This is a genomic window from Streptococcus sp. HMSC034B03 (assembly GCF_001838575.1).
Taxonomy (GTDB): domain Bacteria; phylum Bacillota; class Bacilli; order Lactobacillales; family Streptococcaceae; genus Streptococcus; species Streptococcus anginosus.
On record NZ_KV837619.1, the window covers coordinates 104068 to 118357 of the forward strand.

Annotated in this window: 12 protein-coding genes and 1 other annotated feature; of the genes, 2 read left to right on the top strand and 10 right to left on the bottom strand. The window is 38.8% G+C overall.

Annotated elements, in window-relative coordinates:
* Positions 1-12: 12 nt before the first annotated feature.
* The 10 genes from HMPREF2634_RS00550 to HMPREF2634_RS00595 form a co-directional block, all read right to left on the bottom strand.
* Positions 13-318 (bottom strand): rhodanese-like domain-containing protein, encoded by a 306-nt coding sequence (locus HMPREF2634_RS00550; RefSeq protein WP_003024970.1) that lies wholly within the window; start codon positions 316-318, stop codon positions 13-15.
* Between the two features lie 192 nt (positions 319-510).
* Positions 511-3402 carry a GbpC/Spa domain-containing protein gene (locus HMPREF2634_RS09600; protein WP_083324111.1) on the bottom strand — a complete coding sequence of 964 codons (2892 nt, stop codon included), beginning with the start codon at positions 3400-3402 and terminating at the stop codon, positions 511-513.
* Between the two features lie 348 nt (positions 3403-3750).
* Complete coding sequence (gene rpmA, locus HMPREF2634_RS00560) at positions 3751-4044, bottom strand: 50S ribosomal protein L27 (protein ID WP_003024983.1); 294 nt, start codon at positions 4042-4044, stop codon at positions 3751-3753.
* 17 nt (positions 4045-4061) lie between these two features.
* A complete protein-coding gene (locus tag HMPREF2634_RS00565) occupies positions 4062-4406 on the bottom strand; it encodes a ribosomal-processing cysteine protease Prp (RefSeq protein WP_003027497.1) in 345 nt (114 codons plus the stop codon).
* A gap of 16 nt (positions 4407-4422) precedes the next feature.
* Entirely contained in the window at positions 4423-4737 is a 315-nt protein-coding gene (gene rplU / locus HMPREF2634_RS00570) for a 50S ribosomal protein L21 (protein ID WP_003024987.1), read from the bottom strand.
* A gap of 34 nt (positions 4738-4771) precedes the next feature.
* Positions 4772-4843: a sequence feature (ribosomal protein L21 leader region), on the bottom strand.
* A 135-nt stretch (positions 4844-4978) separates the two neighbouring features.
* A complete protein-coding gene (gene thiI / locus HMPREF2634_RS00575) occupies positions 4979-6193 on the bottom strand; it encodes a tRNA uracil 4-sulfurtransferase ThiI (RefSeq protein WP_070836104.1) in 1215 nt (404 codons plus the stop codon).
* A 3-nt stretch (positions 6194-6196) separates the two neighbouring features.
* Entirely contained in the window at positions 6197-7339 is a 1143-nt protein-coding gene (locus HMPREF2634_RS00580) for a cysteine desulfurase family protein (RefSeq protein WP_021001574.1), read from the bottom strand.
* Between the two features lie 112 nt (positions 7340-7451).
* Entirely contained in the window at positions 7452-9371 is a 1920-nt protein-coding gene (locus HMPREF2634_RS00585) for a fructose-bisphosphatase class III (RefSeq protein WP_070836105.1), read from the bottom strand.
* Between the two features lie 31 nt (positions 9372-9402).
* The gene (locus HMPREF2634_RS00590; RefSeq protein ID WP_021001573.1) at positions 9403-10227 is read right to left on the bottom strand and encodes a pyruvate, water dikinase regulatory protein; all 825 of its coding nucleotides are present in this window, start codon (positions 10225-10227) and stop codon (positions 9403-9405) included.
* 13 nt (positions 10228-10240) lie between these two features.
* Positions 10241-10870 carry a CBS domain-containing protein gene (locus HMPREF2634_RS00595; protein WP_003024999.1) on the bottom strand — a complete coding sequence of 210 codons (630 nt, stop codon included), beginning with the start codon at positions 10868-10870 and terminating at the stop codon, positions 10241-10243.
* Positions 10871-11046: 176 nt separating this feature from the next.
* Between HMPREF2634_RS00595 and ppdK the strand changes: the two genes are divergently transcribed.
* Both ppdK and HMPREF2634_RS00605 read left to right on the top strand, forming a co-directional pair.
* A complete protein-coding gene (gene ppdK / locus HMPREF2634_RS00600) occupies positions 11047-13656 on the top strand; it encodes a pyruvate, phosphate dikinase (RefSeq protein WP_021001572.1) in 2610 nt (869 codons plus the stop codon).
* 197 nt (positions 13657-13853) lie between these two features.
* The gene (locus HMPREF2634_RS00605) at positions 13854-14282 is read left to right on the top strand and encodes a DUF6556 family protein (RefSeq protein WP_003032874.1); all 429 of its coding nucleotides are present in this window, start codon (positions 13854-13856) and stop codon (positions 14280-14282) included.
* Positions 14283-14290 lie beyond the last annotated feature (8 nt).

Consider the following 14290-nt stretch of genomic DNA (forward strand, 5'->3'; position numbering starts at 1 on the left):
CCTTTATCACTTTTAAACAACTTTTCCGGTCCAAGCACTCATACCGCCTTGAACATTGACAACATCATAGCCTTTTTTCTTTAGCTTTTTGGCTGCCATTTTGCTCCGCACACCGGAATGGCAAATGACATACAGTGTTTCATTTGTTGCTGGCGTGTATCTTGCGATTTCATTGAGTGGGACATTCTTTGCGCCTTTGATATGACCACGCCGATATTCAGACGGTGTTCGTACATCTAGCAGTTGAATCTTCTCTTTTAATTTTTGTTCCAATTCACTTGTAGAAATACTATCTATTTTCGTAAATAAGTGAAACATAAGCACCTCCATTTATACCCTTATGGGGTATATTAAACCATGAAGACTTTCTTTTGTCAAGCATATTGTTTCAATCTTTTAACAAAAAAAGGAAGCTTCACAAATCAACTATGCCAAGTTGCTTGTAAAGCTTATCCTTTCTATCGAATGATTCAACCTTTAGTTTACTTTTATATGTTTACAAAAGGTTCATCAATCTTCTTTTTTTCGATGACCAACTAAACCTAAAGCTGATAAAAGTAAACCGATACCTGTCAGCATTGTAAGAGTTGAACCATCTTGTACATCACCTGTGCTTGGTAAGATTTCTGTTTTCGTTGGAGTTGCTTTTGTAGGAGTCGTTGGTACAACTGTCGGAGTAGTTGGCTTGTCCGGCGTTGACGGAACTACTGGAGGAGTTGGTTTATCTGGAGTTACTGGGATCGCAGTATAATAAACATCCTTAACCATATCCTCTTGAGTGACTGTTTCTGCCGAAACAGTTGCCACATCTACTGTGTAGCCTGGAATGACTGGAGATGGAACAGCGTCATAGGTTGCCTTGTCAGCTACCCAATCCGTAGTCTTCACAACATCTCCCGTTACCTTATCTTTCGTCACCGTCCGTGTCCAAGTTGCTGTTTGCACATTATCGGCTGGTGTCTGGCTACCTGCTCCATGATAACGAACCGTCAAGCTCACTTTCTTGCTTTCTTGACTTTCTGCTGTGCCATGTTTCAAGTGAACCGTCACGTTTTGATCATGACTGCTATCAAGGTCGAACTTAGCTGGTAATTCGTCTTTAGAAACCAATTCATAGCCTTTATCTGTGTACCCTTTGACAACTTGATCATACTTCGTTTTAGCAGCTGCTGGAAGAGCTGAATCTGACTCTCCCGTCGTCAACTCTACTTGGTTTTCCAGAGTGGTGCCTGTCGTATCATCAATAACTGTATAAGTTACTTTTTGATTTCCCAACACTTCCTTATAAACGTACGTCACTTGGGTCGTCCCTTCAATGACCTTCCCTTTTTCGTTGCTTGGAAGTTGGGAATCCACTAATCGATAGGTCTTCCCGTCAGAAGTGACTATCGTCGTTTTGCGATGTTCTTCCGTATCATAAGGCGTATTGGTGGAGGCTCCGGAAAGGGCTGTGACATCGTCTTGCAGCTGGTGACCGGACTCATCTTGGTAATGAACCGTCACATTTCCCAACACTTCCTTATAAACGTACGTCACTTGGGTCGTCCCTTCAATGACCTTCCCTTTTTCGTTGCTTGGAAGTTGGGAATCCACTAATCGATAGGTCTTCCCGTCAGAAGTGACTATCGTCGTTTTGCGATGTTCTTCCGTATTGTAATCGGTATTAATAGAAGCATTAGAAGTATCTTCAACACTCTCTTTAATCGTTTCGCCAGCTTGATTTCTATAATTTACGATAACATTTCCAGTCACTTCAACGTAAGAATTATATACATTGGTTATTCCTAATTTAACTGTACCTGTTATATTATCAGATGACGATACATATTTATAAACTTTACCATTGAATGTTATTCGGTCTTCATGCGTTCCTGTATAACTTTCACCTATAAGTGTGCCTTTAGGTTTGACAGTTTGTGTTTCTGTCAACTTAGTAGTTGTACCTTGAATATAATTGTCAAGTAATACAGTTCCTGCTTTATTATAGCTAAAGAATTTATAACTTAAATTAGGCTTAGTTAAAACGAAAGGTGAAGGCAATTTACTTGTAATTGCTAACCAGTACCCGCTATCAAACTCTGAATCCCTACGCATGGTAAACGAGATAACATCGCCATTATCTATTACACCAGCGATACTAGTCTTATAAAAATCCGGATGGTTATATCTATCTGGGATATTTTGTGTCGGACTACTTGCAGCTAAACGATTATCAGATTGTTTTTCAACATACGAACCAGTTATTTTTACTGGTTTGAAGTTATAGTCTGCTATCCCCTCTTCATGCTTCTTTCCATCAGCACGTATCGTTTTTGACAAACTTGTCAGTGCCAATATAGCTGGAGTTGCTTGCTTAAATTGGATGATATTATCATTCTCGTCATAAAAACGAATTTTTACACCATATTTAGAAGGAGCAGTTAAGTTATAAAAAGTATAAATCCCCTTAGTTGGATCTTTCTCAGCAAAACCGATTATTCCTATCCCATTATTTAAATTTGTTACTTCATAAACAACTTTAGCAATTTTTGTACCATTATAGCTAGAATTTTGTAGATTTGTGTAAGTAGCTGTTATAGTTTGACCTTTGTTAATTTTGGGAATCACAAAATTCCCTGATGCAGAAGTTTTGTATGCAGCTATTGGATTATTAGCAAATGTCCTACCACTACCTATATATTCTTCATATGAGTACGCTCTAGGCGCATCTTGCTGACCAAATTCAGTTGTACCTGTAATTGATAGGTGAGCATTTGGTTCGTTTTCAAATTTCAGTCCTTGAGTTACAACTTCACTAAGATAACCTGGTTTTTGAGTATTACTCTGTGCAGTTGCATAGTCGTTTTTATATTTATCAACTGCCTCCTTTATTTTTTGGGCCTGCTCTTTCTCACGAGTGACAGCCTCAGCTTCTAAAGTTGCAACCTCTTCTTTAATATTCGCAGTTCCAATATTTTCTGTCGTCTCTTGCTTTGCTTCAATCCCATTATTCTTGGCTTCTGTTACAGCGTCTTTTAATTCTTGATTTTCAACTGTTACATTTGGATTTTGATTTTCTGTCTGTGCAGTAGATAGCATTGCTTGAGAAGCGGCTGCAGTAGGTGCTGTTGCAGCTGCTCTACTAGTTGAATTCATAGTAGTAGCTGAATCAGCCTTTGTAGTTGTCAGAGTAGTATTATCTTCTTGTCTAGCCATTTGTGATTGTACAACAAGACTTGTATCTGACGCTTCAGCTATAGGTATAGGTGCTGTTGTTTTAGGACTTTCAATATCATCAGCCGCCACACTCTTGTGTAAACTAAACATTGCGATTATTCCAAATATAATAACACCAACAGTCCCGTAAATTTTATTTTTACGAATTGAGCCATGACCTTGAAGTTCATTATTTTTTCTAAACATGCTAGTATCCTTTTTATAAATTATTTATCTTATCTATTCCTGAAGGTATAACTATATATGGAAATAGAAGAATTTCATTACTAATTACAACTATATTATTACTTGTAATCACGTTAAAGATGTCATTATACATTATACTTTGATAATTGGAATAATTCAACTAATATGATACTAAAATACATGAAAAACACATGTAAAATGTACTTAAAATAAAGATAGCTGCAAAATTGTTCACAGCTATCTTATAATGAGATGAAGATTGTTCGTTTTATCTACATTTCTTTTGTTGTTTTCAAATTATCATTTCCAAAAGAAAGACCCGTACCATGAGGTAGGGACTTTCAATTCTTATTTCGCAATTGGGTAAACAGAAACTTGTTTTTTATCGCGACCTTTGCGTTCAAAGCGTACAACGCCTTCAACTTTTGCAAACAAAGTGTCATCTCCACCACGTCCAACGTTGATACCTGGATAAATGTGAGTACCGCGTTGACGATAAAGAATTGATCCACCAGTTACAGTTTGTCCGTCAGCCGCTTTAGCTCCAAGACGTTTTGCTTGTGAATCGCGTCCGTTAGATGTAGAACCTCCACCTTTTTTATGGGCGAAAAGTTGCAGATTAGCAAGATTCATTTTCAACATAATGTTTTTCCTCCGTGTTAGTTTTCTGTGATAACTCTTGTTTGGACGAACTCAGATGAGTCCTCCGATAAGTTTGCCATACCTAAGAAGAATGATTCAAAGAAAAGTTGAGTCATTTCTCTTTGGTGAGGTGGAATATCCGTAGGAATCTCTACTCGTAAAAATCCACCTTCTTCTTCGTTTAATTCTAAGATTGGTTCATAGCCTGCGAATTTTTCAATCGAATTGATGAAATTTATGGCAAGCGTAGAAACCGACGCACACACGACATCAAAGCCGTATTCGCCACTTTCGGCGTGTCCAGTAATTTCTGCACTCCTCAGCTCACCATCCTCGGCTCGTTCAAAGACTGCTTGTATCATGTGCTCTCCTTAAAAATTAAGCGTTGATTGCATTGATGACAACCTTAGTATATGGTTGACGGTGACCTTGTTTACGATGGCTACCTTTTTTAGGTTTGTACTTGTAAGTAACGACTTTCTTTTGTTTTCCCTGTTTTTCAACAGTTCCAACAACAGTAGCTCCAGAAACAAGTGGGGTTCCGACAACAGTGTTCTCACCACCAACAAGAACAACTTCGTCAAATGTTACATCTTGACCAGCTTCAACGTCCAATTTTTCAACGTAAACTGCTTGACCAACTTCAACTTTAACTTGTTTGCCGCCAGTTTTAATGATTGCGTATGTGCTCATTATGCACCTCCTATGAATTTTACGGGTTTCCCCTAATTTTGTGAAGACTCGCCTAGCATCGTGGGACGAACCACTTATGACGATGTTCGAGCGGTTGCACAGGCTGTGCATAGTCAACTCTATAAGTATAGCATTTCTGATAGCCTTTGGCAAGTATTTTTTATCAAAAGACTAACTCAGTAGCTTTTAGTAATTTTTAATAATTTCCCAGAATAACTTTCAATCTCAAAATCCGTTCTTATTACAACAATCCCTCAATCATTTCATCCACCTCGTCTGTTTCTGCTTCTGGTGTAATTTCAGTAATGATGATACCAGCAACAGCACGTTCCACTAAAGCATCCACATCCATACGTGCTTCGTATTGCTCTGCATTTTTTATCTTTGGATTGGTTTTCGGACGATCTGGGGCAAAAATGGTACAGCAATCTTCAAAGGGCTGAATTGAGATATTAAAGGTATCAATCTTTTCAGCAATGTCAATGATTTCCAGCTTATCCATGGTCACAACTGGGCGAATAATTGGAGTGTTAGTGACAGCATTGATTGCTTGCATGCTTTCTAGCGTTTGGCTGGCAACTTGACCAAGGCTTTCTCCGTTGATGATAACGAGCCCACTACGTTCTTCACGAATGCGATCTGTAATGCGCATCATAAAGCGTCGAGTTAGGGTCATCAGATAAGCTTCTGGTGCTTTCGCTTTAATTTCTTCTTGAATTTCTGTAAATGGCACTTCAATAAATTGAATATTGCCACCAAATTTGGTTAATTTGCGCGTCAAATCTTGCGCCTTTTTGAGAGCACCGGGACTTGTATAAGGGGGGCTAGCAAAATGCACCGCTTCAATATCCACCCCGCGTTTTAGAGCTAGATAGCCTGCAACGGGTGAATCAATCCCACCTGACAACATCAGCATGCTTTTTCCAGATGTTCCGACAGGAAGACCGCCTGCTCCACGAATCGTTTCATAGGACAGATAGGCTGCTTCTTCGCGGATTTCTACTTGCAGTGTAATATCTGGCGTTTTCATCTTGACTTGAATATGTGGAATCGCATCAAAGACTGCATTTCCCAAGGTCTGGTTCAATTCACGACTATCCAATTCAAAATTGTGGTCACTGCGTTTGCTGGCAATCTTGAAAGTCATCCCCTCTTTATAAATTTCTTTCATAATTGTCTGCACCGCTTCAACCAAAGCAGGAACTGATTTTTCAATCTTATAAGACGGAGAGAAATTTTGAATCCCAAAAATTTGTTTAAGCGATTCTGCAACAGGTTGATAGTCCGTTCCGTGAAGATAGACATGTGCACGATCTCGGTCTGCTTTCACATGCACATCTGGGTAAACAGAGAGGACTGCTTGCATATTGCGTTTCAATTTGTTAATAAAACGCATGCGATTTTTTCCTTTGGTTGAAAGCTCGCCGTAACGAACCATAATTTCTGAATATTGCATTGTTTACCTTACTTTTCTAGTTTTTTCATAAATGAGTTTAAACGTTGTCAGGAATTGCTCAATCTGACTCATGTCATTATCGGCATCCAGACTAATTCGCACAGCCGTTTGAGCTAGGGATTTTTCAACACCCATAGCTATTAATGTTCCAGCTGGTTTGCCAGCTTTAGAGGAACAAGCACTCGTAGTAGATATATAAATGTCATACTCTTCAAAAGCATGAACCACTACTTCACCTCGTACGCCTTTAATTCCAAAAGTCAGGATATGGGGCGCAAACTCATCTATTCCTGAAAAAATCGTCACATTAGGGTATTTCGCTAGCTCTTCTAGGATAATCTCTTTCATTTTTGCGGTTCGTGTGGTGAAAGTTTCCAAATTTTCCATAGATATGCGCAAGGCTTTTGCGGTTGCTGCAATACCCGCCAAATTTTCAGTCGTAGAACGCTTGTCTGATTCTTGACCGCCACCATTCAACAGCGGACTGATTTTCTTACCAGACTTGATATAGACAAAACCAACACCCCGTAAGCCATGAAATTTATGACTGGAAAATGTTGCAAAGTCTACGCGATCAGTTAAATAATTTTCCGTTGGAATCTTGGCCATGGCTTGAACCGCATCCACATGAAAAGAAATAGTTGGCTTGTCCGCTAAAAGTTCTGAAATAGCTGCAATTGGTTGAACAGAGCCGATTTCATTGTTGACCGCCATAACTGAAATTAAAGTCGTATCCGATCGGATAAGGGTAGCTAATTTTTCAACATCTACAAAACCTTTTTTATCAACAGACGCAAAATCCACTTCAAAACCTTGCTGCGTCAGCCAGAGAGCGGATTCTTTCACTGCTGGATGCTCAATAGCAGACACAATGATATGCTTGCCATAACGCGCTTTTTCAAAAGCCACACCCTTGATAACCCAATTATCGCCTTCCGTCCCTCCAGACGTAAAGAAAATCTCTTGAGAGGATTTACCGAGAAGCTCCGCAATTTGCCTGCGAGATGCATCTAACAAGCGGGTCGCCTGATTGCCCAAACTGTGGAGACTAGAAGGATTTCCCCAAATTTTAGAAGCAACTTCTGTATAGGTAGCCAAAGCCTCTGGGTAAGGCTTGGTTGTTGCTGAATTGTCTAAATAAATCATCTTAAACCTCTCCATTTCAATACTCCTATTGTAACACGAAAAAGAAATGGGGACAACAGCAAAACTTGAAATGAAAAGGCCCTCCAAGTTTTGGCTTGGAGAGCCGTAAAGGTTAATCATAAAATTCATGCAAGAGAGCAGATAGTTCCTGTTGTTGTTCGATGAGACTTTGCCCGATTGTCGTTGATTTTATCAAAGTTCGCTCACGGACATGCTCAATCACTTTCTTCAAGGATGAGAGATCCACAGCCTTCTCAATCATTTTTTGCACATTTTGAAAAGGTTGGTGTGTGACAATTTGAAAACCATATGAATTATTGAGCAAGGAATAACCAGCAATACCCGTTTTCTTTTGGTAGGCTTCACACAACCCACCGTCAATGACAAATAGCATGCCTTCTCCTCGGATTGGAGATTCGCCTTTCAATGTTTTTACAGGTGTATGCCCATTTACAATCCTAGAATCTTCAAAAAAGAGCCCGAATTCTTCCAAAATCAACTTGCAAATCTTAGCAGAATTCCGATAGGAGAAATAGGGATTTTCCTTTTCAACGTGCGTTTCCTTATCCTCAATAAAATAACGTTCTAGGGTGGTCATCTTGTCCTTGCCAAACAAGGGAGATAGTTTTCCATTCCAACAGTACCAGATAAGATCCGTTGAGAAATCGTTCTGAATCTCTGGATTTTTAGAACTTTCTCGAATGTGGTATTCAAAAAAGTCGAGCAATTCTTTACCAGCATAGCGAATTTCATTGATCTGCAAAGGTTGAAAATCTCCAGACTCTTCCAAAGGAATGCAACCATGAAAAAGGAGATGACTGTTATAAATTTTATACATGGAGCCCTTGTTCATCAAAAAAGAAATGTGGTTCTTGAGCTGAATAGAATGCTGGAATGAATCCAGCAAAGTAGCAACCACTTCTTCTTCCTCATCTGTCAGCTGATCTGGCTGTTGAGGATTGATTGTTTGAAAGCAAGTATTAGCTAAAAAATGCTTCTTTTCTTCAACTAGAATACTCTCTTCCCAGTAATCAATCTTATCAAGAGTAAGATGTTGAGCCATATCAAACTCCGGTCGCCTTTTAATCAGTTGATTTTCCAATTTAAACTGAATGATTGCTAGTGCTTGGTGAACCTTTTCCAGCTGGAGGATTTCTTTAGGAGAATAGCTATCGCTTCTTTTTCCTAATTTTGGTTTGAACTTTGCATTTTCAGAATAAGTCTTTTCGGCAAAAAGAACGAGCGGTCTTAGATTGAGACCATAAGCTCTCTCAATATCGTAAAGATAGCCATATCTAGCAGCTATTCGCAAGAGAATAAGCAAGCATTCTTTTGATCCGAAGAAAGCCCCCATCCAGATAATATCGTGATTGCCCCACTGAATATCAACAGAATGATAAGCCATGATTTCATTCATTACTTTATCTGCGGCTGCCCCTCGGTCAAAAATATCGCCGACTATATGAAGATGATCAATGATTAACTGCCGAATTACTTTTGCTAATGCCGAAATAAACTGACTTGCCTCACCTAGATCAATCAAATAGTTCTGAATCGTTTCAAAATAAATATTACTATCCGGCAGATTGCGATCTGTATAGAGCAATTCTTCAATCACATAAGCATATTGTGGCGGCAAGGCTTTCCTTACTTTAGAGCGTGTGTATTTGGCTGCTACAAAAGCTAGCAAAGTCAACAAGTTTTGAATAATTTCTCCATACCATCTTTTATCTTTCAAAGGATAAAGAAAACCATCGCTCAAAACTTCCTGAGGGTAAGCAATCAGCAAGGTCAGCTTGTCTTTTTCCTCTTTTGATAATTTCTCTCCAAAGCAGTCATTGATTTTTTCGTTCAGGTTTCCTGCACAGGTTCTCAAGATATAGTCAAAAGCCTCAAACTCACCATGAATATCGCTAAGATACAATTCTGTTCCTTTTGGCAAATTTAAAATAGCTTCCAGATTGATTAACTCTGTGATGACCTTTTGCTTAGAATCAAACTCTTTTAATAGAATTCGTTTGTATTGCTCCATTCGTTCACCTCATTTCAATACAATACTATATTTAATACTTATTTGAAGACAGAGATTTCAAATGTTCTTCAATAATGCAAGCCGTTTCTTCAATAGATTTATCTGTCATATTGATAACATGTGCTTGATATTTTTGAAATACTTTTTTAGAATAGTCCAATTCTTCATAAATTTTTTCAATATCTGTATAGCTTGTAGTTTGTGTCAAACCAAGCGCATCCAAGCGATTACTTCTCACTTTTGCTAATTTATCTGGGTCACACACCAAGCCAATCATTCTTCTTCTATCTACTTTATCCAAGATTTGCGGTAGCGGAACTTCAGGAATCAGGGGAAGATTGGATACTTTGTAGCCTTTATTGGCTAAATAGATGCTAAGCGGAGTCTTGGAAGTCCGAGAAACCCCTAAGATCACAAGGTCTGACTCCAAAAATCCTTGCGGATTCTTGCCGTCGTCATATTTAACAGCAAATTCAATAGCAGAGATTTTATTGAAATATTCCGTGTCTAAACGGTGCAAGACTCCCGGAACTTCAATCGGTTGAGTACCTGTTTTTTCCTTGATAATCTCAAAAAACGGATTCATCAAATCCAAATAAGATAAATGATTGACCCTGCTAAATTCTCTAGCTGTTGCAGCTAAATGGCTATCTACCAACGTGCTGATAACAACTGCGTCATCTTTGATAGCATCCTGCAAAATATCCAACAATTCAGATTCTTTATTGATAAAAGGAAACCGATAGCTATTATTAAAAATCAAATCTGGGTATTGAGCCATAACGGCTGACAGTAATTTTTGGGATGTTCCTCCCAAAGAATCAGAAATAGCGTAAATGGTAATCTCTTGTTTCATGAAAACTCCTTTTTTATCTATTCACTTCTGCATTTCTAGCTTCTTGGATAATAAAGTCCAACAAAGCTGACTTCGTAATTGTTCCGATAATATGACCTTCATTTTGCTCCTCCACAACAGGCAATGAATCAATGGCGAAGTCCTGCAAAAGTGCAGCTGCTTCAAGAATATTCAAATCCTTATGGCAAGTCTTAATATGTGGCATTCTGGTCATGCAAACGGCTACCGGGGTCACATCAATATTGGCATTGAGGGCAGCCCTTAACAAATCCTTTCGTGATAAAATGCCTAGCAGCTGCTTCTTTTCATCTATCACATAGAGAACATCTGAATCATACATAAATAAAGTAATAATGGCATCTTGAATAAACGAATCGTGCGTCACCAATACTGGTGAGGTCATGACATCTTCAACTTTCTTCTGAAAAGTATCAAAGAAAAAGAGCGTTTCCAAATCCGAACCAGCATAAGTGTAGCCAACTTTCGGACTTGCTTTTAAAATCCCCACTAAGGTTAGAAAGGATAAATCTGAGCGCAAAGTTGCCCTAGACACATCTAGCAGTTCTGAGATTTTTTCACCGCTAACCGGTTGATCTTTCTTTACAATTTCAACGATCTCTTTTTGTCGTTTTGTTAATTTCAACTTTTACTCCTTTTCCAATATCAATTTCAAATCATTATTATGTGTCATATTATAACAAATAAAACTCGTTTGTCAACGATTTATGATTGGTTTTTTCAGTTGACAAACATATATGACGTATATTACAATGTATTTGTCTTTTATTATGACACACATTTAATAAATTGGAGGCAAAAATGGATAAATGGATTTATTCTTTTGAAGAAGGACGCGCTGAAGACAAGGCGCTACTAGGTGGTAAGGGTGCCAATTTGGCAGAAATGACCCATTTGGGACTACCTGTACCTGAGGGATTTACGATTACAACTCAAAGTTGTCTGCGTTATTTAGAAACTCCTTCCTTTTTTGAATCTATTTTAAAAGAGGAAATTTTGAAAGCGATTACTAAACTAGAAACCAAAACGAATAAATTTTTCATGGGGAACGAACCCTCACTACTACTGGTTTCTGTCCGTAGCGGAGCTAAAATTTCCATGCCTGGTATGATGGACACGATTCTCAATCTTGGGCTAAATGACTTGCGTGTTCAGACTTTAGCAGATGCGACAAATGCCAATTTCGCTTACAATTGTTATCGGCGTTTATTGCAGATGTTTGCAGATGTCGTCTACGGCATTCCCAAAGAAGAATTTGACCAATGCTTAGAAAAGACCGAAAAACAATTGAATAAAACAATCAATGACTTTTCAAGAGAAGAGCACCAATCACTTATTCAACAATATAAAGAAGTCTATCAGGAACACTATCAAAATTTCCCACAAAGCCCTAAAGAGCAACTTTACGCTGCTATCAAAGCGGTATTCAAATCATGGAACAACCCACGCGCTAAAGTTTACCGCGAATTGAACCACATTCCACATGATTTAGGTACGGCCGTCAATGTTCAGAGTATGGTGTTTGGCAATAGCGATCAAAAAAGTGGCACAGGCGTTGTTTTCACCAGAAATCCTGCTACTGGTGAACCTCATCTGTTTGGGGAATTTCTCCTCAATGCCCAAGGAGAAGATGTCGTAGCTGGTATTCGGACTCCAGAACCGATTGACTCTCTTAAACGAATCTTACCACAGGCCTATGAAGATTTTTGCAACTACGCCAAGATTCTTGAAAAACACTACAAAGATATGCAGGATATTGAATTTACCATTGAAAAAGAAAAGCTTTATATTCTGCAAACGCGAAACGGAAAACGGACGGCTAAGGCAAGCTTAAAAATTGCTTTGGATTTAGTAGATGAAAAAATGATTTCAAAGCAAGAAGCTCTCCTACGAGTCAGTCCTTCTACCATTGACCAACTGATTCACCCTGTTTTTGAAGAAAAAGCTTTAACATCAGCTCATCACTTAACTCAGGGACTTCCTGCTAGTCCAGGTGCCGCAACAGGAGAAATTGTCTTTACTGCCGAGCGCGCCAAAGAATTTCATGCACTTGGAAAGAAAGTGATTTTGGTTCGCCAAGAAACTTCTCCCGAAGACATTGAAGGAATGGTAGTTAGTCAAGCAATCGTGACCAGTCACGGTGGCATGACTTCTCATGCAGCTGTTGTAGCTCGTGGCATGGGCACTTGTTGTGTCGCAGGATGCGGAGAATTATCTATCAATGAAGACGGAAAAACACTTGTATGCGGTAAGGTAACCTTAAAAGAGGGAGACATCCTTTCTGTAGACGGCACTTCCGGCAAACTCTACATTGGAAGCATTCCAACCACTATGATTGATAATAATGACGAATTACAGATGTTCCTTTCTTGGGCAGATGAAATTGCACAGCTAACCGTTCGAGCGAATGCTGAAACCATTCAAGATTTGAAAACAGCTATTCAATTTGGTGCCAAGGGAATTGGTCTGGCTCGTACAGAGCACATGTTCTTTGGTGAGGAACGGATTTTAGAAATGCGCAGATTGATTTTATCAACGAATGAAATCGAAACTAAGTCTGCTTTAATGACACTTTTGGCTTTCCAAGAAGAAGATTTCTATCAGATGTATCAAACCATTCAAGATAAACCGATGATTGTCCGTTTACTAGATCCGCCTATGCACGAATTTTTGCCAAAAACACAACAGGAAATTGAGCAATTAGCCGGGAAATTGCAAGTACCTCTTGATACACTAACGCGGAAAATCACTTCTCTACAAGAAACGAACCCAATGCTAGGACATCGTGGTTGCCGCTTGGGAATTACACAGCCTGAAATTTATAAAATGCAGGTAGAAGCCATTTTTAATAGCGCTATAAGACTAGCAAAAGAAGGTATGGTCATTAAACCAGAAATCATGATTCCTTTAATCGCAGAAAAGGCGGAGTTGGTTTCAATCAAAACATCTCTTTGTCAGCATATTGATAACATTTTCAAAAAACATCACATGCAGCCATTCCCTTATGAAATCGGTACAATGATTGAACTGCCACGCGCTTGTTTTATCGCAGATCAATTAGCCGAGGAAGCAGACTTCTTTAGTTTTGGTACCAATGATTTGACGCAAATGACCTATGGTTTTTCTCGTGATGATATTGGAAAATTTATCCAGCATTACAAAGAGGGAGAAATCATGTCATTTGATCCATTCCAAACCATTGACCGAGCTGGAGTGGGCGAGCTCATGAAAATAGCTATTTCTAAAGCTCGTCAAGTGAAGCCAGAACTTCCAATTGGCATTTGCGGTGAAGTCGGAGGAGATCCAGCTTCTATTCCTTTCTTCCAAGAGATTGGCATTACTTATGTTTCTTGCTCACCTTATCGCGTTCCTGCTGCACGATTAGCTGTTGCGCAAGCACATCTTTCCTAGTTCCTTCCTTATAAGTGAATCAGCTCTTTCTATCTGCTAACAGGACAGACAAGGATGGAGCTGATTTTTTGTAAAAGGTAATTTTTCAATCAATTTTCAATCGCTTTATATGAAATTTTCAACATTTTGAATTTTTTTAAGACAATTTTAAATAAAGAGGGTATAATGAAGATAAGAAAGGAGATTAGCAACTCACAATGGAAAATTATTCTCGGAAAAACAAAACGGCAAATGCAAAAGAAGAAAAAACGCCTACTCGTCATCATATCAAAAAAGGACTTTCTGCTTTTCAGAAGACCCTTGCTACGATTGGGAGTATTCTTGGGATTATCACTGCAACAATTACAATCTTGACTTTCATGAACAATAATAAATCTGATACCAAGACAAAAAGTAGCCAGACGACACAAACAACTATTATCAAAGAAATTCAGAAAGAAACAACAACAGACGGGGCTAAATCTAGCGACACAACAGCTGCAAGTCAAGGCGAGACAGAAACGAGTAGCGCTAGTTCTGACACCACGCAGTCTAGTAATACATCAAGCGATACTAGCTCTAGTCAGACAAGCAGCACAACGACTGACAACGACACAAATACAACTACTTCAAGCTCTAGCAATTAAAAAAGCGG